22 protein-coding genes are annotated in these 24553 nt (G+C 72.4%); 16 read left to right on the plus strand and 6 right to left on the minus strand.

The window, feature by feature from the left end; genetic code table 11:
• Window positions 1-33 precede the first annotated feature (33 nt).
• Genes SGA01_RS27045 through SGA01_RS27070 form a run of 6 tightly spaced genes read left to right on the plus strand, consistent with a single transcriptional unit; the run spans window position 34 to window position 5046 of the window.
• Window positions 34-687 (plus strand): hypothetical protein, encoded by a 654-nt coding sequence (locus tag SGA01_RS27045; protein WP_141299275.1) that lies wholly within the window; start codon window positions 34-36, stop codon window positions 685-687.
• 56 nt (window positions 688-743) lie between these two features.
• Window positions 744-1346 carry an RNA polymerase sigma factor gene (locus SGA01_RS27050; RefSeq protein ID WP_055641358.1) on the plus strand — a complete coding sequence of 201 codons (603 nt, stop codon included), beginning with the start codon at window positions 744-746 and terminating at the stop codon, window positions 1344-1346.
• On the plus strand, window positions 1343-2257 hold the full coding sequence (locus tag SGA01_RS27055; protein ID WP_141299277.1) for a zf-HC2 domain-containing protein: 915 nt from the start codon (window positions 1343-1345) through the stop codon (window positions 2255-2257). The genes SGA01_RS27050 and SGA01_RS27055 overlap by 4 nt, the downstream gene beginning before the upstream one ends.
• Complete coding sequence (locus SGA01_RS27060; protein ID WP_141299279.1) at window positions 2254-3069, plus strand: ATP-binding cassette domain-containing protein; 816 nt, start codon at window positions 2254-2256, stop codon at window positions 3067-3069. Before SGA01_RS27055 ends, SGA01_RS27060 begins: the two co-directional genes overlap by 4 nt.
• Before the next feature lie 40 nt (window positions 3070-3109).
• Window positions 3110-4435, plus strand: coding sequence for a hypothetical protein (locus SGA01_RS27065; RefSeq protein ID WP_141299281.1), 1326 nt, complete (start codon window positions 3110-3112; stop codon window positions 4433-4435).
• Complete coding sequence (locus SGA01_RS27070) at window positions 4432-5046, plus strand: hypothetical protein (protein WP_141299283.1); 615 nt, start codon at window positions 4432-4434, stop codon at window positions 5044-5046. Before SGA01_RS27065 ends, SGA01_RS27070 begins: the two co-directional genes overlap by 4 nt.
• Window positions 5047-5102: 56 nt before the next feature.
• On the opposite strand, the gene SGA01_RS27075 is transcribed toward SGA01_RS27070, so the two are convergent.
• Window positions 5103-5663 carry a TetR/AcrR family transcriptional regulator gene (locus SGA01_RS27075; RefSeq protein WP_141299285.1) on the minus strand — a complete coding sequence of 187 codons (561 nt, stop codon included), beginning with the start codon at window positions 5661-5663 and terminating at the stop codon, window positions 5103-5105.
• Window positions 5664-5797: 134 nt separating this feature from the next.
• Here SGA01_RS27075 and SGA01_RS27080 point away from each other — a divergent pair, with 134 nt between their 5' ends.
• Entirely contained in the window at window positions 5798-6406 is a 609-nt protein-coding gene (locus SGA01_RS27080; protein WP_141299387.1) for a DUF2867 domain-containing protein, read from the plus strand.
• A gap of 30 nt (window positions 6407-6436) precedes the next feature.
• On the opposite strand, the gene SGA01_RS27085 is transcribed toward SGA01_RS27080, so the two are convergent.
• Window positions 6437-7078: a TetR/AcrR family transcriptional regulator gene (locus tag SGA01_RS27085; RefSeq protein ID WP_141299287.1), complete on the minus strand. Its 642-nt coding sequence runs from the start codon at window positions 7076-7078 to the stop codon at window positions 6437-6439.
• A gap of 159 nt (window positions 7079-7237) precedes the next feature.
• Between SGA01_RS27085 and SGA01_RS27090 the strand changes: the two genes are divergently transcribed.
• The 7 genes from SGA01_RS27090 (at window position 7238) to SGA01_RS27120 (ending at window position 17282) form a co-directional block, all read left to right on the plus strand.
• The gene (locus SGA01_RS27090) at window positions 7238-8983 is read left to right on the plus strand and encodes a glycoside hydrolase family 3 protein (protein WP_141299289.1); all 1746 of its coding nucleotides are present in this window, start codon (window positions 7238-7240) and stop codon (window positions 8981-8983) included.
• 173 nt (window positions 8984-9156) lie between these two features.
• Window positions 9157-10218, plus strand: coding sequence for a 5'/3'-nucleotidase SurE (gene surE, locus SGA01_RS27095; protein ID WP_167534191.1), 1062 nt, complete (start codon window positions 9157-9159; stop codon window positions 10216-10218).
• A gap of 127 nt (window positions 10219-10345) precedes the next feature.
• Entirely contained in the window at window positions 10346-11017 is a 672-nt protein-coding gene (locus tag SGA01_RS27100; RefSeq protein WP_141299293.1) for a spermidine synthase family protein, read from the plus strand.
• Window positions 11018-11088: 71 nt separating this feature from the next.
• On the plus strand, window positions 11089-11826 hold the full coding sequence (locus SGA01_RS27105; protein WP_055641368.1) for a response regulator transcription factor: 738 nt from the start codon (window positions 11089-11091) through the stop codon (window positions 11824-11826).
• The gene (locus SGA01_RS27110) at window positions 11823-12917 is read left to right on the plus strand and encodes a HAMP domain-containing sensor histidine kinase (protein WP_055641369.1); all 1095 of its coding nucleotides are present in this window, start codon (window positions 11823-11825) and stop codon (window positions 12915-12917) included. Before SGA01_RS27105 ends, SGA01_RS27110 begins: the two co-directional genes overlap by 4 nt.
• A 290-nt stretch (window positions 12918-13207) precedes the next feature.
• Window positions 13208-16996 (plus strand): multifunctional oxoglutarate decarboxylase/oxoglutarate dehydrogenase thiamine pyrophosphate-binding subunit/dihydrolipoyllysine-residue succinyltransferase subunit, encoded by a 3789-nt coding sequence (locus SGA01_RS27115; RefSeq protein WP_141299295.1) that lies wholly within the window; start codon window positions 13208-13210, stop codon window positions 16994-16996.
• A gap of 100 nt (window positions 16997-17096) precedes the next feature.
• Window positions 17097-17282 carry a DUF6104 family protein gene (locus SGA01_RS27120; RefSeq protein ID WP_018102711.1) on the plus strand — a complete coding sequence of 62 codons (186 nt, stop codon included), beginning with the start codon at window positions 17097-17099 and terminating at the stop codon, window positions 17280-17282.
• 79 nt (window positions 17283-17361) lie between these two features.
• Here SGA01_RS27120 and SGA01_RS27125 read toward each other — a convergent pair whose 3' ends face one another.
• Window positions 17362-18177, minus strand: coding sequence for a hypothetical protein (locus tag SGA01_RS27125; protein WP_141299297.1), 816 nt, complete (start codon window positions 18175-18177; stop codon window positions 17362-17364).
• 148 nt (window positions 18178-18325) lie between these two features.
• On the opposite strand from SGA01_RS27125, the gene SGA01_RS27130 reads away from it, so the two are divergent.
• Both SGA01_RS27130 and SGA01_RS27135 read left to right on the plus strand, forming a co-directional pair.
• The gene (locus SGA01_RS27130) at window positions 18326-19213 is read left to right on the plus strand and encodes a DUF4097 family beta strand repeat-containing protein (RefSeq protein ID WP_141299299.1); all 888 of its coding nucleotides are present in this window, start codon (window positions 18326-18328) and stop codon (window positions 19211-19213) included.
• A 1-nt stretch (window position 19214) separates the two neighbouring features.
• The gene (locus SGA01_RS27135; RefSeq protein ID WP_141299301.1) at window positions 19215-20165 is read left to right on the plus strand and encodes a helix-turn-helix transcriptional regulator; all 951 of its coding nucleotides are present in this window, start codon (window positions 19215-19217) and stop codon (window positions 20163-20165) included.
• Here SGA01_RS27135 and SGA01_RS27140 read toward each other — a convergent pair.
• The 3 genes from SGA01_RS27140 to SGA01_RS27150 all read right to left on the minus strand — a co-directional run bounded on the left by SGA01_RS27140 (window position 20131) and on the right by SGA01_RS27150 (window position 24068).
• A complete protein-coding gene (locus SGA01_RS27140; RefSeq protein ID WP_371866179.1) occupies window positions 20131-21579 on the minus strand; it encodes a cellulase family glycosylhydrolase in 1449 nt (482 codons plus the stop codon). The genes SGA01_RS27135 and SGA01_RS27140 overlap by 35 nt on opposite strands.
• Window positions 21580-21661: 82 nt before the next feature.
• Window positions 21662-22627 (minus strand): zinc-binding dehydrogenase, encoded by a 966-nt coding sequence (locus SGA01_RS27145; RefSeq protein WP_141299305.1) that lies wholly within the window; start codon window positions 22625-22627, stop codon window positions 21662-21664.
• Window positions 22628-22856: 229 nt separating this feature from the next.
• Window positions 22857-24068 (minus strand): NAD(P)-dependent malic enzyme, encoded by a 1212-nt coding sequence (locus tag SGA01_RS27150; protein WP_141299307.1) that lies wholly within the window; start codon window positions 24066-24068, stop codon window positions 22857-22859.
• Window positions 24069-24553: the final 485 nt, after the last annotated feature.

Consider the following 24553-nt stretch of genomic DNA (forward strand, 5'->3'; position numbering starts at 1 on the left):
CGCGGGACACCCCGTACGGGGCATGCTCGATCCATGGTGCGAGGCCGAGGCGTACGGGGGAAGTGGTGCGGGGCCCTGCTGCTGGCGGCGGCCCTGGCCGGCGGCGCGAGCGCGTGCGGGCCCGAGACGCCGCCCGCGCCGGGCGGACCGGCATCGGGGGCGACCGCGCCTCCGGCTCCGAGTGCGCCGGCCACGTCGGACACGTCGGACGCTGCGACCCGTACGCCCGACGCGAGTACGAGCCCGACCACGGGTACGAGCACGACCACCGGCACGAGCCCGACCACGGCCCCGAGTACGAGCCCGACATCGACCTCGACCGCTCCCCCCGGCGAGCCCCGGCCCGGCGAGGTCCTCGTCGAGGTGGTCGTCAACGGCGGCTTCGCCGGGGTCAGCAACCAGCTCGTCGTCCACTACGACGGCAGCTGGACCAGCCGCTCCGGCACCAGGCCGCCCCGCACCGGGCAGCAGACGCCCGCCGAGGCCGCCGAGCTGCGCGCCGCCCTGGAGGACCCGGCGTACGCGCGCGTCCCGAACCGGCCCACCGGGAGCCCGATCGCCGACGGGTTCCAGTACTTCATCACGTACCGCCACCGCCTCGTCGTCTCGGGCGACGGCGAGCGCCCGCCGGCCCTCCAGCGCGTCTTCGCCGCCCTGCCGGAGGGCGGCCCGCCGACGAGCCCCTGAGCCGGGGCTGCGGACCGCCGTGAACCGAACCGGGGTCCGTGCGCGATAGAGAGGGCGTGAGACTGTTGCGCCCCTCAGGGGCAGGCCCCGCAGGGGGAGACGAGGACGACGACGCGGCGCTGCTGCGCGCGGTCGCCCGGGGGGACAGCGAGGCGCTCGGCGTCCTCTACGACCGGCACGCGGGCTGGCTGCACGCCCGGCTCGCCCGGCGCTGCCCGGACGAGGAGACCGTACGGGAGGTCCTCCAGGACACCTTCGTCACGGTCTGGCGCTCGGCCGGCACCCACCGGGGGCGGGGCGAGGCCGGCGGCTGGCTCTGGGTGATCGCGGCCCGGCGTCTGGTCGACGCCCAGCGGGTACGGGCCCGCGCCGACCGCGCCGCCGCGCCCGCGGAGCCCCCCGCCCCCGCCCCCTCCGCCGAGGAACGGGTGCTCGCCGGCCTGGAGTACGGGGAGGTGGGCGCCGCCCTCGACCGGATCTCGCCCGAACTCGCCGAGGTCCTGCGGGCGACCGTCGTCGACGGCCTGACGACCCGCGAGACCGCCCGGCTGCTCGGCATACCCGAAGGCACCGTCAAGACCCGCGCCCTGCGCGCCCGCCGCGAACTGCGCGCCGCCCTCGGCGCCGGCGGCCCGTACCCCCTGGGAGGCACCGCATGACGTCCCCCAATTCGTCCCCCACGCCACCCCCGTGGCACGTCAGCGACGCGCTGGCGCTCCGGTACGCGGAGGGCGCCGCACCCGAGACGGACGCCTGGTCGCTGGAGAAGCACGTCGAGTCGTGCTCCCCCTGCGCGGGGCGCGTCTCGGCCGCCGTCCGCGCCGGAGCCGCGGGCCCGGCCCTGGCCGCCGTACGGGCGGATCTCCTGGCGGCCGTGGGACACCGCCCGGCACCGGCACCCACCCCCACTCCGGCGGCCGCATCCGTGTCCGCCGGCCATCCTCTCGGGCGCGGTGCGCGGCTCTGGTGGGCCGCCGGGCCCGCGCTGCGCGGCTCCTGGGTCGTGGCCGTGGCGCTCGTCCTCGGCGGCGCCTTCGCCCTGGCCTACGGCGCGGGGTTCCAGGGCGCGCGGAGCTGGCTGCTCGCCGCCTCCCCGGTCCTCCCGCTCGCCGGGGTCGCCGTCTCGTACGGACGCCATGCCGATCCGCTGTACGAGATCACCGCCGCGACCCCCTCCGGCGGGCTGCGGCTGCTCCTCACCCGTACCGCCGCCGTGCTCGCCGTCTGCGTACCGCTGCTGACCGCGGGCGGGGCGCTGCTGCCGCCGGTGGCCGGCTTCCCCGGGGCGGCCGCCTGGCTGCTGCCGGGGCTCGCGCTGACCCTGGCGACCCTCGCGCTCGGTTCCTTCGTCGGCTGCCGGGCGGCGGCCGCGACCCTCGCCGGCGGGTGGCTGCTCGCCGTGACGGGCCCGGTCCTCGGACAGCCGGGGACGGACCCGGGCGGCGCCGCCGTCCTCACCAGCTACTTCTCCGGCCCTGTCGCACAGGGGAGTTGGGCCGCCGCCGCTCTCGCCTGCGCCGCCCTGCTCGTGCTGCGGCGCCGTTCCTTCGACCACTTGGAGACCCGGTGAACCAGCCCGCCACGGTCGCGGTGACCGGACTGACCGTCCGGCACCGCCGCACCGTCGCCCTCGACGCGCTCGACCTGTCGCTCTCCCCCGGCATCCACGGCCTCCTCGGCCCGAACGGCGCCGGGAAGACCTCGCTCATCCGGGTCCTCGCGACCGTCGCCGCGCCCGCCTCCGGGCGGGTGGAGCTGCTCGGCGGGGACGTCGGGAGCCACGGCGAGCGCACCGCGATCCGGCGCCGACTGGGCTATCTGCCCCAGGAGTTCGGCTGCTACCCGGCGTTCACGGTCCGCGAGTTCGTCGCGTACGTGGCCTGGCTGAAGGAGGTGCCCGCGGACCGGGCAGCGGCGGCCGTGGAGCGGGCCGTCGAGCGCGTCGGGCTCGCCGACCGGATCGACGCACGGATGAAGACGCTCTCGGGCGGCATGGTCCGGCGGGCGGGCATCGCCCAGGCGATCGTGAACGAACCGGAGCTGCTGCTGCTCGACGAGCCGACGGCCGGCCTCGACCCGGAGCAGCGGGTCGACTTCCGCGCGCTGCTGCGGGAGCTCGGCACGGAGGCGACGGTGGTGGTCTCCACGCACCTGGTGGAGGACGTGGCCGCGGCCTGCACCGATGTCGCGCTGATCGAGTCGGGAGTGCTCGCCTTCCGCGGCACGACCGCGGAACTCGCCGCGCTCGGGGGCGAGTCGGGGGATCCGGGCGACTCGACGACGAACGCGATCGAGCGCGGCTACACCGCCGCCCTGCGCGCCCACCGCGACCGCCTCGCCGCACGCCCCGCCGGACAGCGCGCGAAGGAGTCGCTCCGATGACGCCGACACCCGCCCGGACCCTCCCCAAGGAGTCGCTCCGATGACCACGACCCTCACCCCGCCCCGCGCGGAGAAGCCGGCGCCCGCACGCGCGCCCGCCCCGCTCCGCACCGAGCTGCGGCGCGGCCTCGGGCCGTGGACCGGCGCCGCCGTCGCACTCACCGTTTTCGTCACGATGTACGGCAAGGGGCTCGGCTGGCAGGGACGTTGGGCCGACGCGACGAACCTGCTGCACGTCGTCGCCGGCCTCCTCTGCGGGCCCCTCGCGCTCGCCGCGGGCTGCTGGCAGGGCGGCCGGGACCGGCGACGGCGGACGACAGAGCTGTGGGAGTCCGTCCCCCGCTCCCCGCTGCGCCGCCTCTTGGTCTCCGTGGCGCCCTCCGCACTCTGGCCCGCCGCCGGGCTGCTGCTCGCCGACGCCGTCTGTCTGCTCGCCACCTGGCCGTACGTCTCCGCGGGGCGCCCCTTCCTCGAACTCCTCGCCGCCGACGCGGTCGCCGTCGCCGCCCTCGGCGCGCTCGGCCATCTCGCCGGGCGGGTCGCCCGGTGGCGGCTGACGGCCCCGCTGCTCGGGATCGTCGGATACGTCGCCCTCGGGCTCGCCGCCTACACGGAGGGCACCGCGCGCTGGCTCGGCCCGGCGGGCGAGCACCAGTTCTCCTGGGACCGGCCGGTGTGGTGGTACGGCCCGGTGTCGATGGCGTGGACGGCGGGGCTCACGCTCGCCGTACTCCTCGCGTACGGGCTGCGTCCGGCCCGCCTGAGGGTGCTCGCCCTGGTCCCGCTGGCCGTCGCGGTCGCCGCCGCCGGCCTGATCCTGCGGCTGCCGCAGGATCAGGGACCGTGGCGACCGGACCCGGCCCTGTCCCGGCAGATCTGCGACGACGGCACGCCGCAGATCTGTCTGACGGCCGTGGACGAGGCACTGCTGCCCGAGGTGTCGGCGGCCCTCGCCCCGCTGAACAGCCGCCTCAAGGGAATGCCGGGCGCCCCTGCCCGCTGGGTGGGCGGCATCAGCGGACCCGCTCTCCCCGGCGACATCGAGCTGCCCAGCCCCCGGCAGGACGCGGTGCGTAACCGGCTCGTACGCCCTGATCTGTATCTCAACTCGGCGGTGAACTGGCTGTTCTCGGACACGTGCCAGGATGGTGACGGCGCGGGCCCCAACGCCGAGCGGTCGTGGGCCATCCACCTCGCCGTCACCGAGTGGCTGGCGCCGACCCCGGACGACTACGGCCCCGACACCACCGGCGCCCAGCCCTACATCGACCGGCTGGACGCCAAGTCCCCGGCCGAACAGCGCGACTACCTGACCCGCTACCTGGCAGCGAACACCTGCCGCCCGGACGAGGTGCCGATCCCGTGAGGCTCCCCCCGCAGGCCCTCTACCTGCGCTCCCGCGGCCTGCCCGGCGCGCTGGCCGCCCTGCTCGGCACGGCGGCGGCCGCCGCCTGGGCGGCCTGGTGGCTGGTGTCGCTGCCGGACTTCGACCACACGGCGCGGCTGCCGGTCGTGGTCCTCGGGCCGCTGCTCGCGGCGGGCGTGATCGGGACGAGCCTGCACACGCCGAGCGACGAGCTGGACCGTACGGCGGTACGGGCCTGGTGGCCGCGCCGTCTCGTCCACGTCCTCGCCCCGACCGCGCTCGCCGTGGCGCTGCTCGCCCTCGCGCTGCCGGGGCACGCCGAGGAGTTCGGCGCACCCGCCGCCGTGCGCAACACGCTGGGCCTGATGGGCGTGGCGGCGGGCGCCACGACCCTCCTCGGCGCCCGGCTGAGCTGGCTGCCGCCGACCTTCTACGCCGGCGTCGTCTACCTGGCGGCCCCCGCCGGCGCGGAGGGCGGCGCGGTCTGGTGGGCCTGGGTGACGCGCCCGGGCCCGGAGGGCGAGGCGTGGGCGGTCGCCGCCGTCGCCTTCGCGGCGGGGGCGGCGCTGTACGCGTGGCGGGGCTCCCGGCGCACGACCGGCGAGGCCTGAGAGCCCGAAGGGCACGACCCGAAGCCCGAGCCCTTGGGGCGAGCCCCAAGCCCTCCCTACCTGAGCAGCCAGTCCCTGGTCAGCGCGTTCATCTCGGCGGGGGTGCGCCCTCCGTGGTCGACCGCGATGAAGTGGTCGGCGACGCGCAGCGAGAAGACGATCAGGCAACGGACCTCGACGTCGTCCTCGTCGGCGCAGAAGGTCCGGAAGAGCGAACGCAGGTACTCCATGCGCCGGTTGTCGGTGCGGCGGAGGCGCCCGGCGACGGCCTCGTCGCGCCGGGCCCAGTCGCGGACGGCGAGGTCGACGGTGAGGCCGGTCACCGGCCCGTCGGCGACGTTCTGGACGAACTCGAAGAGCCGGCCGAGCTTGGTGCGGGCGTCTCCCCCGCCGCTCTCGATCCGCTCGATCACCGCGTCGGCGACCTCGCGCTCCCAGGTGTCGAGCATCTCGGCGAGCAGGGCGTCGCGGTTGGCGAAGTACCCGTAGAAGCCGCCCTTGCTGACACCGAGGGCCTGGGCCAGGGGTTCGATGCGCACGGCCTCCGGGCCGCCCTGCGCGAGCGCGCGGAGGCCCTCCTCGATCCACCGGCCGCGCGGTGTGCGGATCGCGCCCATGGTGTGTCCCTCCTCACCTCGCCGCTTCTCCACCCGACTATACGGTGCCGTACAGACGGGTCTACGCTTGATCTATACGCCACCGTATAAATGCTGGCCGGGCGTAGAACCGACGAAGGAGCAGGGGCATGACCATGAGACTTCCCCGCACCGCGCACACGTCCCGCCCCTGGCGGATCCACGAGTTCGCGGACGACTTCCAGGTGGAGGACGTGTGGGCACTGCCCGTGACGGGTGGACCCGACGAACTCGACCGTCTCGTCAGGCAGTTCACGAACGACGACAGGACCGCCCTCTCCTCCCCCGTGGTGCGCGTGCTCTTCGCGATCCGCTGGAAGCTGGGAGCCCTGCTCGGCCTGGACAAGCCGGACGCCGGCCTGAACTCACGGGTGGGCTCGCTCCGGGAGCGGCTGCCGGAGGACCTGCGCGCGGGGACGCGCGGGCCCGACCTGCGGGCGGTGCCGTTCACGTCGGTCTACCAGACCCGCCAGGAGTGGGTGGCGGAGAGCGCCAACCGGACCGTGCACGCGGTGATGCACATCAGCTGGGTCCCGGACCCCACCCCGGACGACCCCACCCGCCACCGCGCCCGGATGGCCGTCCTGGTGAAGCCCAACGGCCTGCTCGGCGCGGTCTACATGGCGGGGATCAAGCCCTTCCGGTACCTGGGCGTGTACCCGAAGCTGCTGAGCTCGATCGGCCGGGAGTGGGAGGCGGGCAGGACGGCGAAGGCGACGGCCTGAAGACCCCGGCCGGGGCGGAGAAGGCCCCCGTCACCCCCGCGGCGCCACCATCTCCGCGTACCGCCGCTCCAGGAAGGACCGGACGCGCGCGGGCATGTCCATCGACTCCGGGTCGAGGGCCCACTGGATCTGCAGCCCGTCCATGACGGCGAGGTGCTCCTGCCCGACGGCCCGGCAGTCGATGTCGGCGCGCAGCTCCCCGCGCCGCACGGCCTCCTCCAGGAGTTCGACCGTGTGCCGGAGCACGCGCGCGTAGCGCTCCTTGAAGTACTGGTGGGCGGGGTGGCCGACGTTGCCGGACTCACCCACCAGGACGTTGTACATCCGGACGATGCCGGGGCGCCGGGTGTTCTCCTCGATCAGCGCGACCAGGGTCTCCAGGTAGGCCGCGTACGACTCGGGCTCGACGCTGAACAGCCGCTCCACGTCGTGCTGTTCGCTCTGCCCGAGGACCGAGAGGAGCAGGTCCTCCTTGCTGCGGAAGTGGTGCAGCAGTCCGCCCTGGGTGATCCCGCAGTCGTTGGCGATCCGGGCCAGCGAGGAGGCGTGGAAGCCCCAGCGCCCGAAGTGGTCGACGGCGGTGTCCAGGATCTTCTGGCGGCGCGCGTCACCGACCGCGTAGCTGCCCCGGCCTGCGGATCCACGAGGCGTCGATTCCTTCTTCTCCGGCATGCGCCCCACCCTACGGGGACGCCTTCCCGGGGCCGGATCCCCGCCCCGAAAGGACCTTTCGACCTGTGACCCAGGACACATTCCAGAAACCTAGTGGTCACTCGGTTTTCGCACTTAGCCTGACGCCGTCATCCGGCCACGCAAGCAGGGACGTACGCCATGCACCCCTACCAGGACGCCAGCCGTCCCGTCGACGAGCGCGTCGAGGACCTCCTCTCCCGGATGACCCCGGAGGAGAAGGCCGGCCAGCTCTTCCACTCCATGCTGATGATGAATCCCGACGGCACCCCGGTGACCGACACGGACGGTTCGATGCTGCCGCTCACCACCCCCGACCTCATCGAGGACCGGCGGCTCACCCACTTCAACCTGCTCGGCACCTACGGCGCCCGCGAGATGGCGCTCTGGCACAACGCGATCCAGGAGATGGCCGCGGGCACCCGCCTCGGCATCCCGGTCTCGCTCTCCACCGACCCCCGCCACGCCTTCACGGACAACATCGGCGCCTCCTTCAACGCCGGCGCCTTCTCCGCCTGGCCCGAGGCCCTCGGTCTCGCCGCCGTCGGCGACCCCGAGCTGGTCCTCGCCTTCGCCGACACGGTCCGCCGCGAGTACCTCTCCGTCGGCTTCCGTACGGCGCTCCACCCGCAGATCGACCTCGCGACCGAGCCCCGCTGGGCCCGCCAGTCCGGCACCTTCGGCTCCGACGCGAAGCTGACGGGCGAGCTGGTCGAGGCGTACGTCCGCGGCCTCCAGGGCGAGAGCCTCGGCAAGGACTCGGTGGCCGCGATGGTCAAGCACTTCCCCGGCGGCGGCCCGCAGAAGGACGGCGAGGACCCGCACTTCCCGCACGGCAAGGAGCAGGTCTACCCGGGCGGCATGCGGGAGCACCACCTGGAGCCGTTCCGGCACGCGATCGCGGCCGGCTGCTCGCAGATGATGCCGTACTACGGCCAGCCGATCGGCACCGACTGGGAGGAGGTCGGCTTCGGCTTCAACCAGGGTGTGATCACGGGACTCCTCCGCGAGGAGCTCGGCTTCACCGGCATCGTCTGCACCGACTGGGGCCTGCTCACGGACTCCTCGATCTTCGGCGAGCCGCACGCGGCACGGGCCTGGGGCGTCGAGCACCTGAGCGTGGCCGAGCGGACGGCGAAGGCCCTCGACGCGGGCGTGGACCAGTTCGGCGGCGAGCAGTGCCCCGAGGTGATCGTGGAGCTGATGGCCTCGGGCCGGATCCCCGAGGCCCGCGTCGACGCGTCCGTACGCCGTCTCCTGCGCGAGAAGTTCCTCCTCGGGCTCTTCGACGAGCGCCGGTACGTCGACCCCGACGAGGCCGCGGAGACCGTCGGCCGCGCCGACTTCACGGCCGCGGGCGCCGCCGCCCAGCGCCGCTCCCTCACCGTCCTCACCGACGGGCCGCTCCCCCTGTCGGGACGGCCGAAGCTGTACGTGGAGAACGTCGACCCGGCGGTCGCCGCGGCGTACGGGGAGGTCGTCGCCGACCCGGCCGCCGCCGACCTCGCGGTGCTGCGGCTGCGCACGCCGTACGAGGAGCGGCCGAACCTCTTCGAGTCCTTCTTCCACTCCGGCTCGCTCGCCTTCGCCGAGCCGGAGCTGACCCGAATCCTGGACCTGCTCGCCACCGTGCCGACGGTCGTCTGCGTCAACCTGGAGCGGCCGGCGGTCCTGCCGGAGATCGCCGAGCGGGCGGCGGCGCTGATCGCCGACTTCGGCGCGAGCGACGAGGCCCTGCTCGACGTGGCCTTCGGACGGGCGAGGGCCGAGGGGCGGCTCCCCTTCGAGCTGCCGCGCTCGATGGCCGCGGTGGAGGCGGCCCGCCCGGACGTACCGAACGACACGGCGGACCCGGTCTTCGCGCACGGCCACGGCCTCTCCCTGTAGGGCCCCGCACACGCGGTCTGCACAGAGACCCGCACACCCGGCGCCGCGCCGGGACACCCATGGACCGCGGGGGACCTGAACGACCCCGCGAAGGATCCGGGGCCCGCCCGTGGGGGGCCGGGCCCCGGATCTCCCTCCCCTGCCCGCATGTCATGCACCTGAAGGGTTCTCCCATGCGCAAGTACATCGCATCGGCCGCGGCCGCCGCCCTGCTCGCCGGCCTCGGCGCCACCGCCTACGCCACTACGGGCACCGCCTCCGACTCCCGGCCGCTCGCCGGGATGCGGATCCTGATCTCCAACGACGACTCGATGCAGGCCGCGAAGGCGAGCAACTCCGACGGCCTCGGCCTGTACGAGCTCCGCCGCGCGATGTGCGCCGCCGGCGCCGACGTCGTCGTGATGGCCCCCTGGCAGGTCCAGTCCGGCAAGGGCACCGCCGTCACCAACGGCGGCGTCGTCACCGCCCAGCGCCGCACCGCCCTGCCCGCCGGGTACGAGAACGACTGCGCGGGCGCCCCCGCCCGTGGCGCGGTCTACGGCGTCTGCCTCTCCGACGGCCCCTGCACGAAGGACTCGGCGAGCGCCACCCCCGCCGACACCGTCAAGCTCGCCCTGCGCGGCGGCCTCAAGGCCAAGGCCGGCTGGACCGAGGCCCCCGACCTCGTCCTCACGGGCATCAACTCCGGCCCGAACATCTCCGCCAGCGTCAACGACTCCGGCACCGTCGGCGCCGCCGTCGCCGCCGTCGACCAGGAGGTCCCGGCCCTCGCCTTCTCCTCATCCGGCGACGAGAGCAACACCTTCTTCCCCCGCGCCAACTACCGCGCCCACGCCGAGTTCGGCGCCCGGCTCGTCGCGGGCCTCAAGCAGCGCGGGCTGCTGACCTCGAAGTTCGCCCTCAAGGTCGACTACCCCGACGTCAGCACCGGCGTACCGGCCAAGGCCCCGGTCTGGACCCGCGTCGGCGACGGGGCGGTCGTCTACCACGCCTTCGAACAGCGCGGGAACAGCGACTCCTTCGACATCGCGCTCGGCCTCTGCCCGGTGGACGGCAGCGGCGAGGGCGAGTGCGCCGAGGGCCGGAAGGACGCCGACTCCACCTGGCTCCTCGACAAGGGCCACGTCACGATCGCCCCGATCACCTGGGACCGCACCTACGGCACCCCGGTCGACGCCCGCCGCGAGCTGAACCGGATCGAGCACTTCGTGAAGCACGAGGCCCCGCGCCCGTAACGACCTCACCTCGGGTGCCACCGCACCGTGTGACTCCGCGACTCCGTTAAGTGTTTGTCCCGGCCGTCCCCGCCCCGCGAGGATGGCCGGGCCAGCCATTGCCGAGCCGAGAGCGGAGTGACCGACCTTGACCAGTCCCGTGACACTCGACCGCCGAGACGGACCGCACGGAGAAGTCGTCCTGCGCCGCCGCGCCGAGCACTTCGAGATCATCGCCAACGGCACCTTCCTGATGGACACCTCCGACGGGCGCTCCGAGCGGCTCCTCGTCGACGCGGCCCTGGCCGCCCTGCCCGAGGAGTCCCGCTCCGGCGCCTCCGTCCTGGTCGGCGGCCTCGGGGTCGGTTTCTCCCTCGCGCACGCGGCGGCCGACCCGCGCTGGGGCCGGATCGTCGTCGCCGAGCGTGAGGACGCGATCATCGACTGGCACCGGGAGGGGCCGCTCTCGGCCGTCTCCGGGAGTGCGCTGGCCGATCCGAGGACCGTGATCCTGCACACGGACCTGGTGACCCACCTCCGCACCTCCCCCGACACGTACGACGCCCTCTGTCTGGACATCGACAACGGGCCGGACTGGACGGTCACCGAGGACAACGAATCCCTGTACTCGGCCGAGGGGTTGGCCGCCTGCGCGGCCCGGCTGAACCCCGGCGGCGTCCTCGCCGTATGGTCCGCTCAGCCCTCGGCCGATTTCGAAGACTCGTTGCGGAATGCCGGATTCAGCGGGGTACGGACCGAAGAGGTGCCCGTTGCCCGGGGCGTCCCCGACGTGGTCCACCTCGGCATCCGCCCCCGATAACTCCTGGATAGCCGGGACACCACCCGTACCTCTAGGCTGCTGCACCGACATCGGCGACGCGAGGCGGGGCAATGGAGCAGACACACACCACTCACCACGGTGCGGCGGCCACTCCCGGGGCCCAGCGACGGGTGCTCGTGGTCGAGGACGACGCGACGATCGTCGAGGCGATCTCCGCGCGGCTGCGCGCCGAGGGCTTCCTCGTGCAGACCGCGACGGACGGCCCAGCGGCGGTCGACGCCGCCGAGGCCTGGCAGCCGGACCTGATGGTCCTCGACGTGATGCTCCCGGGCTTCGACGGCCTGGAGGTGTGCCGCAGGGTCCAGGCCCAGCGCCCCGTCCCGGTCCTCATGCTGACCGCCCGGGACGACGAGACCGACATGCTGGTCGGGCTCGGCGTGGGCGCGGACGACTACATGACGAAGCCGTTCTCGATGCGCGAGCTCGCCGCCCGGGTGCACGTCCTGCTGCGCCGGGTCGAGCGGGCCGCGCTGGCGGCCGTCACCCCGCGCAGCGGGATCCTGCGCCTCGGCGAGCTGGAGATCGACCACGCGCAGCGCCGGGTCCGGGTGCGCTCCGAGGACGTGCACCTGACCCCGACCGAGTTCGACCTGCTGGTCTGCCTGGCGGGCACCCCGCGGGCGGTCCTCTCGCGCGAGCAGCTGCTCGCCGAGGTGTGGGACTGGGCGGACGCCTCCGGCACCCGGACCGTGGACAGCCACATCAAGGCGCTGCGCCGGAAGATCGGAGCCGAGCGCATCCGTACGGTCCATGGCGTGGGGTACGCGCTGGAGACCCCGGCGCCGTGAGGCGAGGGCCGGGCAGGCGCACCGGAGCCCGGCGCCGGATCGTCATCTCGATCAAGACCAAACTCGGCGCCCTGGTCGTCGGCGCGGTCCTGCTGACCTCGTGCCTCGCCCTGGTGGCGATCCGCACGTCCACCGAGTTCCGGTACATCACGATCTTCGCGATGATCGCGACGCTGCTGATCACCCAGTTCGTGGCGCAGTCCCTGACGGCGCCGCTCGACGAGATGACCACGGTGGCCGGGACGATCTCGCGCGGCGACTTCAGCCGGCGGGTGCGGGGCGCGGACCGGCGGGACGAGCTGGGCGACCTCGCCTCGACGATCAACCGCATGGCGGACGACCTGGAGGCCGTCGACCGGCACCGCAAGGAGCTGGTCGCCAATGTGTCGCACGAGCTGCGCACACCGATCGCCGCGCTCCGGGCCGTCCTGGAGAACGTCGTGGACGGGGTGTCCGAGGCCGATCCGGAGACGATGCGCTCGGCGCTGAAACAGACGGAGCGGCTGGGCCGGCTGGTGGAGACGCTGTTGGACCTGTCACGTCTTGACAACGGTGTCGTGGCGTTGAGGGCGAGCCGTTTCGAGGTCTGGCCGTACCTGTCGGGCGTGCTGCGGGAGGCGAATCTCGCCGCGTCCCAGCGCGGCATGTTCTCCACGTCGGGGCTGCACAACCGTACGGACGTCCATCTGCACCTGGACGTGTCGCCGCCCGAGCTGGTCGCCCACGCGGACGCGGAGCGGCTCCACCAGGTGATGGCCAATCTGATCGACAACGCGGTGAAGCACTCTCCGCCGCACGGCCGGGTCACGGTCCGGGCCCGGCGCGGCCCGTATCCGGACTCGCTGGAGCTGGAGGTCGAGGACGAGGGTCCCGGCATCCCGGAGTCCGAGCGGCACAAGGTCTTCGAGCGGTTCAACCGCGGCACGGCGCAGCTCCGGCAGGGCCCGGGCAGCGACGGCGGCACCGGGCTCGGGCTCGCGATCGCCCGCTGGGCCGTGGATCTGCACGGTGGCGGGATCGGCGTGGCCGAATCGTCACGCGGCTGCCGTATCCGAGTCACTCTTCCGGGCAGCCTTCCACCAAGAGATTGACGTAGGGTTCGAACCGGAAGAGCACGTTCTGCGTGTACGTGGGCGGGACCTGCGCGCACGTGAACGGGGTGCGATCAGGGATGCGGTCGAAGAGGGCCGCGCCCTCGGTTTTCCGTACCCTCACACGTTCGGAACCACGGTTGTTTCCCGCCATTCACGGTCCCGAAACACCTCGTCAAGTGTGACTTGCGCGACGTTGGAGTGCCCGGCCTGCACCTCCCGGCCGGACAGGCGTAGCCTTTATTTCCGCTGTCCATCACCTTGTGAAGCGGAAGAGGGCGGTTGCCGCCGTGTCGTCTCAGTCCCCCAGTACCCCGAGCTCCCCGACCGACCAGGACGGGCAGGGTAAGAACCCTGCCGCCGCCTTCGGTGCCAATGAGTGGCTCGTCGACGAGATCTACCAGCAGTACCTCCAGGACCCGAATTCGGTCGATCGTGCCTGGTGGGACTTCTTCGCCGACTACAAGCCGGGAGCGTCGGCGACCCCGACCGCCCCGGCCGCCACCACCACCCCGAGCGCGCCCGCCGCGCCGCAGGCGAGCCCCGCACAGGCCGCGCCTTCGGCTCCCGCGGTCGTTCCGGCCCCCGCGCCCGCCCCGGTCGCGGCCCCGGCTCCGGCTCCGGCTCCGGCGAAGCCCGCCGCGGCCGTCGCGAAGCCCGCCGCCGCCGCTCCGGCGCCGGCCAAGGCCGCCCCTGCCGCCGAGGCCCCCGCCGGCCCCGAGCTGATCACGCTGCGCGGCCCCGCCGCCGCGGTCGCGAAGAACATGAACGCCTCGCTGGAGGTGCCGACGGCCACGTCCGTCCGCGCCGTCCCGGTGAAGCTGCTCTTCGACAACCGGATCGTGATCAACAACCACCTGAAGCGCGCCCGGGGCGGGAAGATCTCCTTCACGCACCTCATCGGCTACGCGATGGTGCAGGCGATCAAGGCCATGCCGTCGATGAACTACTCCTTCGCGGAGAAGGACGGCAAGCCGACCCTGGTCAAGCCGGAGCACGTCAACTTCGGTCTCGCGATCGACCTGGTGAAGCCCAACGGCGACCGCCAGCTCGTCGTCGCGGGCATCAAGAAGGCCGAGACGCTCAACTTCTTCGAGTTCTGGCAGGCGTACGAGGACATCGTCAAGCGGGCCCGCGTGGGCAAGCTGTCGATGGACGACTTCACCGGTGTCACGGTCTCCCTGACCAACCCCGGCGGCCTCGGCACCGTCCACTCCGTGCCGCGTCTGATGCCCGGCCAGTCGGTCATCATGGGCGTCGGCTCGATGGACTACCCGGCCGAGTTCCAGGGCACGTCCCAGGACACGCTGAACAAGCTGGGCATCTCGAAGGTCATGACCCTGACCTCGACCTACGACCACCGGGTCATCCAGGGCGCCGCCTCCGGCGAGTTCCTGCGCGTCGTCGCGAACTACCTCCTCGGCGAGCAGGGCTTCTACGACGACATCTTCAAGGCGCTGCGCATCCCCTACGAGCCGGTCCGCTGGCTCAAGGACATCGACGCGTCGCACGACGACGACGTCACCAAGGCCGCGCGCGTCTTCGAGCTCATCCACTCCTACCGGGTCCGCGGCCACGTCATGGCCGACACCGACCCGCTGGAGTACAAGCAGCGCAAGCACCCCGACCTGGACATCACCGAGCACGGCCTCACCCTGTGGGACCTTGAGCGGGAGTTCGCCGTCGGCGGCTTCGCCGGCAAGTCGATGATGAAGCTCCGCGACATCCTCGGCGTCCTGCGCGACTCGTACTGCCGCACCACCGGCGTCGAGTTCATGCACATCCAGGACCCGAAGCAGCGCAAGTGGATCCAGGACCGCGTCGAGCGCCCGCACGCCCGTGTGGAGCGCGAGGAGCAGCTCCGGATCCTGCGCCGGCTGAACGCGGCGGAGGCCTTCGAGACCTTCCTGCAGACGAAGTACGTCGGCCAGAAGCGCTTCTCCCTGGAAGGCGGCGAGTCCGTCATCCCGCTGCTCGACGCGGTCATCGACTCGGCCGCCGAGTCGCGCCTCGACGAGGTCGTCATCGGCATGGCCCACCGCGGCCGTCTGAACGTCCTCGCGAACATCGTCGGCAAGTCGTACGCGCAGATCTTCCGCGAGTTCGAGGGCAACCTCGACCCGAAGTCGATGCACGGCTCCGGCGACGTCAAGTACCACCTGGGCGCCGAGGGCACCTTCACGGGCCTCGACGGCGAGCAGATCACGGTCTCCCTGGCCGCCAACCCCTCCCACCTGGAGGCGGTCGACCCGGTCCTGGAGGGCATCGCCCGCGCCAAGCAGGACGTCATCAACAAGGGCGGCACGGACTTCACCGTCCTGCCGGTCGCCCTCCACGGTGACGCGGCCTTCGCCGGCCAGGGTGTCGTCGCCGAGACGCTGAACATGTCGCAGCTGCGGGGCTACCGCACCGGTGGCACGGTCCACATCGTCATCAACAACCAGGTCGGCTTCACCGCCGCCCCGGAGTCCTCGCGTTCCTCGATGTACGCGACCGACGTGGCCCGCATGATCGAGGCGCCGATCTTCCACGTGAACGGCGACGACCCGGAGGCCGTGGTCCGCGTCGCGCGGCTCGCCTTCGAGTTCCGCCAGACGTTCAACAAGGACGTCGTGATCGACCTCATCTGCTACCGCCGCCGCGGTCACAACGAGGGCGACAACCCGCAGTTCACCAACCCGCAGATGTACAACCTGATCGACAAGAAGCGTTCGGTGCGCAAGCTGTACACCGAGTCGCTCATCGGTCGCGGTGACATCACCCTCGAAGAGGCGGAGCAGGCGCTCCAGGACTTCCAGGGCCAGCTGGAGAAGGTGTTCGCGGAGGTCCGCGAGGCCACCGCGGCGCCGGCCCCGGCGCACGTCCCGGACGCCAAGGCCGAGTTCCCGGTCGCCGTCACCACCGCGGTCTCCGCCGAGGTCGTGAAGCGGATCGCCGAGTCGCAGGTCAGCATCCCGGAGCGGATCACGGTCCACCCGCGTCTGATGCCGCAGATGCAGCGCCGTGCCGCCTCCATCGACGACGGCACCATCGACTGGGGCTTCGGCGAGACCCTCGCCATCGGCTCCCTGCTGATGGAGGGCACCCCGGTCCGGCTCTCGGGCCAGGACTCCCGTCGCGGCACCTTCGGCCAGCGCCACGCGGTCCTCGTCGACCAGGAGACCGGCGAGGACTTCACCCCGCTGCTCTACCTCGCCGAGGACCAGGCCCACTACAACGTCTACGACTCGCTGCTCAGCGAGTACGCGGCGATGGGCTTCGAGTACGGCTACTCGCTGACCCGCCCGGACGCCCTGGTCGTCTGGGAGGCCCAGTTCGGTGACTTCGTCAACGGCGCGCAGACCGTCGTCGACGAGTTCATCTCCTCGGCCGAGCAGAAGTGGGGCCAGACCTCCGGCGTCACGCTGCTCCTGCCGCACGGCTACGAGGGCCAGGGCCCGGACCACTCGTCCGCGCGCCCGGAGCGCTTCCTCCAGATGTGCGCCCAGGACAACATGACGGTCGCCATGCCGACGCTGCCGTCGAACTACTTCCACCTCCTGCGCTGGCAGGTGCACAACCCGCACCACAAGCCGCTCATCGTGTTCACCCCGAAGTCGATGCTGCGTCTGAAGGCGGCGGCGTCGAAGGTCGAGGAGTTCACCACCGGCGGCTTCCGCCCGGTGATCGGCGACGAGACGGTCAACCCGGCCGACGTCCGCAAGGTCGTCTTCTGCGCCGGCAAGGTCTACTACGACCTGGAGGCCGAGCGTCAGAAGCGTGGCGACACGGAGACCGCGATCATCCGTCTGGAGCGCCTGTACCCGCTGCCGGGTGCCGAGCTCCAGGCCGAGATCGCCAAGTACCCGAACGCCGCGAAGTACATCTGGGCGCAGGAGGAGCCGGCGAACCAGGGTGCCTGGCCGTTCATCGCGCTCAACCTGATCGACCACCTGGACCTGGCGGTCGGCGCGGACATCCCGGCGGGCGAGCGCCTGCGCCGGATCTCGCGTCCGCACTCCTCCTCCCCGGCGGTCGGCTCGGCCAAGCGCCACCAGGCGGAGCAGCAGCAGCTGGTCAACGAGGTCTTCGACGCCTGATCGACCACTCCGTGCGCGTAGCCGCGCGTACGGGAGGAGGCCCGGCATCCCGAGAGGGGTGCCGGGCCTCCGGCGTTTCCGGATTGCCTATCCTGGTCGCATGTACTTCACCGACCGTGGCATCGAGGAACTGGAGAAGCGGCGCGGCGAGGAGGAGGTCACCTTCGAGTGGCTCGCCGAGCAGCTGCGGACCTTCGTCGACCTCAACCCCGACTTCGAGGTGCCGGTCGAGCGCCTCGCGACCTGGCTGGCCCGTCTGGACGACGACGAGGACGAGGACGAGTAGGAAGCCTCGGGCAGCCGTCAGGGCTGCTGAGGCACGGGCTCCGGCTTCCGGGGCTCCGGCCCTGGCTCCGGCCTCCCCGTCAGCGGTCCCGCAGCCGGTCGTAGGCGAGTCCCAGCGCGCCGTGCGCGACGAGCAGCGCCCCCGCAGTCGCCCAGCCGCCGCTGCGCCGGCCGATCCCCCAGACCAGCAGCGGCACGCCCGCCGCGAGTTGCGCCCCGTTGAGTGCCCGCGCCCTGGGGCCGCGCAGGTACGGGCCGAGGGGCCCTTCCTCCATCACGTCCAGCTCGGCTCGTACGGCGTCCCGCCAGCCGAGCCATTCGAGCTGCTCGGCGCCCTGCGCCAGGGCGACGGAGCGGAGCCGGTCGGCGCTGTCGCCGGGGACGAGGCCGGTCGGCAGGGCGAGGCCGGTGCGGGCGAGGACCGCGACGACGCCGACGAGCCGGCTGTGGGCGTCGGCGTCCGCGTCGGGCTCGGTGAGCGGTTCCAGGGCCTGCACGTCCAGGACGGGGTCGAGGGCGAGCCGGGCGGCGAAGGTACGCATGGCCTCGTCCTCGCCGACGGGTGTGCCGTCCGCGAGCCAGGTGTAGCCGACGGTGCGGCGGAAGCCGGCGGCGAGGGTGATCCCGGCCCGGTCGCGGTCCCACCAGAGGGCGAGGACGGGCCAGGTCGCGGCGGAGACGGCGAGGGCGGTGGCCCAGCCGGTGACGACCTGTTCGACGGGCTCCCCGCCGTGGAGCCAGGGCTTCCCCTCCGGTACGAGCACGCTCCAGTCGACGCCCGCGGGGGCGAGGAGCAGGTGTTCCCGCAGGAGCTGGGCCGGTGGCCTGACCGCCGCGGGGTCGGCACGGCAGAGCAGCAGCGCCCCTGAGGGGCTCGATCCGGATGTCGCGTTCATGCCCCCACGCTAGCCAATTTGTCCATGTACGGCGGTGATTGCCCCCTACGCATCAGGGAAGAGTCAGGGTTGACTTCCCCCGACCGCGATATATCGTGTCTATCGAGAGTCGCGATATGTTGCGTTGCCGAAACGGGAGGTCAGCACCATGACAGAGTGGTCCGTCACCGAGCCGACGAAACTTGCCCCGGCCGACCCCGTGACGCGCCTGCAGGTCCGCATCGTCAACGGCACGGTGAACGTGGTGGGCACGGACGAGAGTTCCGCCCGCGTCGAGATCTCCGAGATCCAGGGCCCGCCGCTGATCGTGACGCAGGACGGCTCCACCCTGACCGTCACCTATGAGGACCTGCACTGGAAGAACCTCCTCAAGTGGTTCGACCGCAAGGGCCACAAGCGCCGCGCCGTCGTCTCCGTCGCCGTCCCCGCGGGCGTCGACGTCGAGGTCGGCGCGGTCGACGCCGAGGCGGTCGTCTCCGGCATCAGAGGACGTACGGAGGTGCGCGGCGTCACGGGCGACACGACCCTCCTCGGCCTCTCCGGTCCGGTCCGCGCCGAGAGCGTCTCCGGAAGCCTGGAGGCCCAGTCGGTCACGGGCGCGCTGCGGATCACCTCGGTGACGGGCGCCGTCACGGTGATCGAGGGCGCCGGCGGCTCAGTGAAGGCCGATACGGTCAGCGGTGACATGGTCATCGACCTCGACCCGGCCGAGCTCGACGGCCCGCCCGCCGACATCCGGCTCACCAGCGTCTCCGGTCAGGTCGCCATCCGGCTGCCGCACCCGGCCGACGCCCAGGTGGAGGCGAGCACGACGAGCGGCTCCGTGTCGAACGCCTTCGAGGACCTGCGGGTGACCGGCCAGTGGGGCACCAAGTCCATCACCGGCACCCTGGGTTCCGGTCGGGGCACGCTCAAGGCGACCACCGTCTCCGGCTCCATCGCCCTGCTCCGCCGCCCCGAGACGGCCGAGGACACCGAGTCCACCCCCGCCACGGCCCCCGCGGCCTCCCCCTCCGCGACCGGAAAGGTGCTCTGACATGTCGCCCGTCTTCGCCCATGGCCGCCTCCGCCTCTACCTGCTCAAGCTGCTTGACGAGGCCCCCCGCCACGGCTACGAGGTGATCCGGCTCCTGGAGGAGCGCTTCCAAGGGCTGTACGCGCCCTCCGCCGGCACGGTCTACCCGAGACTCGCCAAGCTGGAGGCCGAAGGCCTCGTCACCCACGCCAGCGAGGGCGGCCGGAAGGTCTACTCGATCACCGACGCGGGCCGTGCCGAGCTGGCCGGCCGCGGGGCCGAGCTGACCGACCTGGAGCGGGAGATCCGCGACTCGGTCTCGGAGCTGGCGGCGGAGATCCGTGACGACGTGCGCGGCGCGGCCGGCCGGGTGCGCAGCGAGATGCGCGCGGCGGCCGGGCAGACGCGGAAGGCGGAGGGCTCGTCGTTCGCCGACGCCAAGGAGGAGCTGCGCCGGGCCAAGCAGGAGTGGAAGGAACAGGCCCGCCAGGCCAAGGCGGAGGCCCAGTCGGCCCGCCACCAGGCGAAGGAGTTCCAGCGCATCGCCCAGCAGGTCCAGGAGGAGGTCCAGGACCGGTTCTCGCGGGGCGACTGGCCCAAGGGGGTCTGGGAGGGCCTCTCGGACATCACGGCGCAGCTCGGCGGCCTGGTGGCGGGCACGACCCACCCGAAGGCGGCGGCCGAGGCGGCCGGTGCCTTCGGAGGCGGCAGAGCCACCGGCGAGGCCGGAGGGGCCGCTTCGGCCGATGCCGCCGACGAGGCCGCGAGGGCGCCGGAGTGGGCGCGCGACACGGAGGGTTCGGGCGATCCGGGCCGCGATCTCGACCGGCTGCTCGACCGCTTCCGGGACGAGATCCGTGACGCGGCCCGGGACCACGGGGTGACCGGGGACCAGCTGGCCGAGACCCGCCGCCATCTGTCGACGGCGGCGGTCCGGATCACGGACGTGCTGAACCCCCGGCGGGAGGGCTGAGCGGGCCGGTTGAACCCCGGGTGACGGTGACCGTCACCCGGGCGTCCGGGGCCGCGAGGACCCAGGCCCTCCCCCGGTCCTTGCGGAGCACGAGCGCCGCGCCCCGGACCTTCACCCGCCAGTCGCCCGGCGGGAGCGAGAGCTCGGTGACGCGGGGGCCGCGCCGCCCCGCGGAGTCGTACGACAGGCGGTAGACCCCCGCCGCCGCGTCGTAGGCCGCGGAGCGGACCGTGCCCGCGACCGCCTCCGCGTACGGCTCGGCGGTCAGCTCCTTGTTGGTACGGAAGGCACCCGTACCGTCCACCGCGCAGTAGCCGCCGCCGTAGCACCACTCCCAGCCGGCCCATCCGGAGCTGTAGCGGCCGAGCGAGGCCATGGCCTCGCGGTAGAAGCGGTTCATGTTCGGCCGGGAGTTGTTGAGCGGGCCCCACTCGCCCACGAGGACGGGCACCTTGTACTCCTTCGGGTACAGGGTGACGGCCTGCTCGTAGTTCTCGATCCAGCCGGCGTCCGGGTCGTAGTCCCCGCCCGCCTCCATGCCGCCGTTGTAGAAGTGCGGGGCGTAGACGACCTTCGGGTCGTCGATCCGGCCGAGCCCCGTGGGCACCCCCTCGCCCACGATCGGGGTCGGTTCGACGAAGAGCCAGTTGTCGTCGTCGACCGAACGGATCGCGTCCGCGATCCGGTTGTACATCGGGGTGATCTGGTCCCGTTCGATGCGCCGGGCGGCCGTCGCCAGGTCCTCGCCCTCCCGCAGCTCGCCCATCGGCTCGTTGATCAGGTCGTAGCCCAGGACGGCCGGGTGGTCCTCGAAGCGGTCGGCGAGCACCCGCCACATGCGGGCCTGGGCGAGCCGGAGGTCCTCGTCCTCGTACAGGTGGGTGAAGGCCCGCTGCACGGCGGGCTCGAAGTACTCGGAGAACCAGTCCTCGGGGTGCGGGGTGAAGGGCAGGCCGTCGGTCCTCGTGGCCCAGGCGGGGATGCCCCGGTGGTCGAAGGCAGGCCCGAAGACGTCCTGGTGAGCGTCGAGGACGACCTTGACGTCGTGGCGCGCGGCCCAGTCCAGGACCCGTTCGATCTTGCGCAGGTACGCCTGGCTGTACCGGCCGGGCGTGGGCTCCAGGTCGTCCCAGAAGACGAGGACCCGGGCGAGGTTGAAGCCCTTGGCGCGCATGTCGCGGAAGTGCTTCTCGGTGATGGCGGAGAGGGCGGCGTCGCCGCTGTGCGCCTTGTCCCCGACGTTCCAGCCGCGCAGGGTGAGGACGCGGCCGCGGTCGTCGGTGAGGGCGGGTATGCCCGTCCCCGCCGAGGTCTCAGGACTCGCCGGACTCGCCGGACCTGCGGGATCCGCGTGGGCGGCCGTCGGGGCGAGCAGCGCGGCGACGACGGCGGTCGCGGCAAGGGTGGTTCGCAACAAGGAGGACCTCCGACACGACAAGGTGAGTGATGTTCACGTTTCTCGTGTCGGAGATCCCATCAGGAGAACTGACGAGTCATCAAGAGGTCGTCAGGACGATCTTTCCGAAGAGTTCACCGGAGGCCATCTTCTCGAAGCCCTCGCGCGCCCGGTCCAGCGGAAGGACCTCGTCGACGACCGGCCGGACACCCGTCGCCGCGCAGAACGACAGCAGGTCCTCCAGCTCGTCCTTGGTGCCCATCGTGGAGCCGACGACCTTCAGTTCCAGGAAGAAGATCCGGGTGAGCTCCGCGTGCGCGGGCCGGTCCCCGCTCGTGGCGCCCGAGATGACGAGGGTGCCGCCCGGCCGCAACGACTTGACCGAGTGCGACCAGGTGGCGGCGCCGACGGTCTCGATGACCGCGTCCACGCGCTGCGGCAGCCGCGCCCCCGGCTCGTACGCCTCGACGGCACCGAGCTCGACGGCCCGCTTGCGCTTGGCCTCGTCGCGGCTGGTGGCGAAGACCCGCAGGCCCGCCGCCTTGCCGAGGGCGATCGCGGCGGTGGCGACGCCGCCGCCCGCGCCCTGCACGAGCACCGAGTCCCCGGGGCGCACACCGGCGTTGGTGAAGAGCATGCGGTACGCGGTCAGCCAGGCGGTGGGCAGACAGGCGGCCTCCTCGAAGGAGAGCTCCTTCGGCTTGGGCAGCACGTTCCAGCGGGGAACGGTCACCCGCTCGGCGAAGGTGCCCTGGTACCGCTCGGTGAGGATGGAGCGGGGTTCGTCCGGCCCGACACCGTGGCCGGTCTGGCCGATCACGGAGTGCAGGACGACCTCGTTGCCGTCCTCGTCGATGCCGGCGGCGTCGCAGCCGAGGATCATCGGCAGCTTCTCCTCGGGCAGCCCGACCCCGCGCAGCGACCACAGGTCGTGGTGGTTGAGCGAGGCGGCCTTGACGGTGACGGTGGTCCAGCCGGGCCGGACCTCGGGCTCGGGGCGTTCGCCCAATTCGAGCCCGTTCAAGGGCTGGTCGCGGTCGATTCGGGCGGCGTAGGCAGCGAACATGGCCCCGACCCTAGGGTCCGACGGGCGCATGGCGGAACCACGCACCCGTGTGACACATGCCTCCGCCCGGCGACACGCGGACGACCACCGGGCACGACGGGGCCCGGTACCGGCGTACGCGGACGAGACCCGGTCCCGGCGTACGCGACAAGGCCCCGCCCCGGCATACGCGACAGGGCCCCGTCCCGGTGGTCCGGAACGGGGCCCTGTCGGGGGCTCAGATACGAGCTCAGCGGCGCGCGATGCCCTCCGCACGGGCAGCGGCGGCCACCGCGGCCGCGACGGCGGGGGCGACCCGCTCGTCGAACGGCGACGGGATCACGCAGTCGGCGGCGAGCTGGTCGCCGACCACGTCGGCGATCGCGTTGGCCGCGGCGATCTTCATGCCCTCGGTGATCCGGGAGGCCCGGACCTGAAGCGCACCGGCGAAGATGCCGGGGAACGCGAGGACGTTGTTGATCTGGTTCGGGTAGTCCGAACGCCCGGTCGCCACGACGGCCGCGTACTTGTGCGCGATGTCGGGGTGGACCTCGGGGTTCGGGTTGGCCATGGCGAACACGAAGGCGTTCGGGGCCATGGAGGCGACGGCGGCCTCGGGGACCGTACCGCCGGAGACGCCGATGAAGACGTCCGCGCCGGCGAGGGCGGTCTCCAGGGAGCCGCTCAGGCCCGCCTTGTTGGTGATCTCGGCGAGCTCGCGCTTGACGTCGGTGAGGTCCTCGCGGTCGCGGCTCACGATGCCCTTGCGGTCGGCGACGGCGACGTCACCGAGGCCGGCCTCCAGCAGGAACTTGGCGATGGCGACACCGGCCGCACCGGCGCCGGAGATGACCGCGCGCAGGTCGCCGAGGGTCCGGTCGGTCAGCTTCGCCGCGTTGCGGAGGGCGGCGAGCGTGACGATCGCGGTGCCGTGCTGGTCGTCGTGGAAGACCGGGATGTCGAGGCGCTCCTGGAGCTTGCGCTCGATCTCGAAGCACCGCGGCGCCGAGATGTCCTCCAGGTTCACTCCGCCGAAGGACGGGGCGAGCCGGACGACCGTCTCGACGATCTCGTCGGTGTCGGTGGTGGCGAGGGCGATCGGGACCGCGTCCACGCCGCCGAACTGCTTGAAGAGGATGGCCTTCCCCTCCATGACCGGGAGGGAGGCCTCCGGGCCGATGTCGCCGAGGCCGAGCACCGCCGTACCGTCGGTCACGACGGCCACGACCTGGGACTTCCAGGTGTAGTCGTTGACCAGCTCGGGCTGCTCGGCGATCGCGGTGCACACCTTGGCGACGCCGGGCGTGTACGCGAGGGACAGGTCGTCCTTGTCCCGGAGGGGCACGGTGGCCTGCACAGCCATCTTGCCGCCCCGGTGGAGAGCGAAGACAGGGTCGAAGAGCTCCTCGGGAGCCCCTTCCGTACCACTGTCATTGCGAGGATTGACGATCTCCGCTGCCATTGGGTTGAACCCCTTAAGTCTGCTTCATTTGAGGGTGGCCGCTCCTGGTTGAGGAGGGGTGGGGAGGCACCGCGGCCGCCTTGTCGGGCAGCCGCTCGGGCGCGCCGCACAACGCGCCCTGAGCCCCGGATGAGGGGTGTAAGGATCCTTCTTACCGGACGGACGGCACCGCAGACGAGTCCATAACCTCTCGGTGACGCGACTCATACCGAGTGCATCCGGACACGGACGGAGAGCGACACGTCACCCGATGTCCCTATAGATGCCTACGGCACCCGAATGGCCGCTTTCGGCTCGTCCGAATGGCGAGATCAACCGGAGATTTTCCGGTGACGGGGAAGGCTTTCCGAAGAAGGTCCGGCCTTGATGTACCGGCCTGTCGGGATTCGGGGGTCACCCGTTACCCGATTTTGACATCCGTGGCCGTCGGTTTGAGGCAGTCCGAATGGCAAGATGCCGTAATCACACGAGGTCGCGACACTCGA

Origin of the sequence: Streptomyces gardneri, assembly GCF_006539185.1 — a bacterium.
Taxonomy (GTDB): Bacteria; Actinomycetota; Actinomycetes; order Streptomycetales; family Streptomycetaceae; genus Streptomyces; species Streptomyces gardneri.

Coding starts and splice junctions, on each gene's coding strand:
- SGA01_RS27145 (WP_141299305.1), bottom strand. CDS start 22,627: ATGTTCGCTGCCTACGCCGCCCGAATCGACCGCGACCAGCCCTTGAAC.
- SGA01_RS27045 (WP_141299275.1), top strand. CDS start 34: ATGGTGCGAGGCCGAGGCGTACGGGGGAAGTGGTGCGGGGCCCTGCTG.
- SGA01_RS27080 (WP_141299387.1), top strand. CDS start 5,798: ATGAGACTTCCCCGCACCGCGCACACGTCCCGCCCCTGGCGGATCCAC.
- SGA01_RS27135 (WP_141299301.1), top strand. CDS start 19,215: ATGTCGCCCGTCTTCGCCCATGGCCGCCTCCGCCTCTACCTGCTCAAG.
- SGA01_RS27090 (WP_141299289.1), top strand. CDS start 7,238: ATGCACCCCTACCAGGACGCCAGCCGTCCCGTCGACGAGCGCGTCGAG.
- SGA01_RS27150 (WP_141299307.1), bottom strand. CDS start 24,068: ATGGCAGCGGAGATCGTCAATCCTCGCAATGACAGTGGTACGGAAGGG.
- surE (WP_167534191.1), top strand. CDS start 9,157: ATGCGCAAGTACATCGCATCGGCCGCGGCCGCCGCCCTGCTCGCCGGC.
- SGA01_RS27125 (WP_141299297.1), bottom strand. CDS start 18,177: ATGAACGCGACATCCGGATCGAGCCCCTCAGGGGCGCTGCTGCTCTGC.
- SGA01_RS27085 (WP_141299287.1), bottom strand. CDS start 7,078: ATGCCGGAGAAGAAGGAATCGACGCCTCGTGGATCCGCAGGCCGGGGC.
- SGA01_RS27105 (WP_055641368.1), top strand. CDS start 11,089: ATGGAGCAGACACACACCACTCACCACGGTGCGGCGGCCACTCCCGGG.
- SGA01_RS27065 (WP_141299281.1), top strand. CDS start 3,110: ATGACCACGACCCTCACCCCGCCCCGCGCGGAGAAGCCGGCGCCCGCA.
- SGA01_RS27075 (WP_141299285.1), bottom strand. CDS start 5,663: ATGGGCGCGATCCGCACACCGCGCGGCCGGTGGATCGAGGAGGGCCTC.
- SGA01_RS27055 (WP_141299277.1), top strand. CDS start 1,343: ATGACGTCCCCCAATTCGTCCCCCACGCCACCCCCGTGGCACGTCAGC.
- SGA01_RS27120 (WP_018102711.1), top strand. CDS start 17,097: ATGTACTTCACCGACCGTGGCATCGAGGAACTGGAGAAGCGGCGCGGC.
- SGA01_RS27130 (WP_141299299.1), top strand. CDS start 18,326: ATGACAGAGTGGTCCGTCACCGAGCCGACGAAACTTGCCCCGGCCGAC.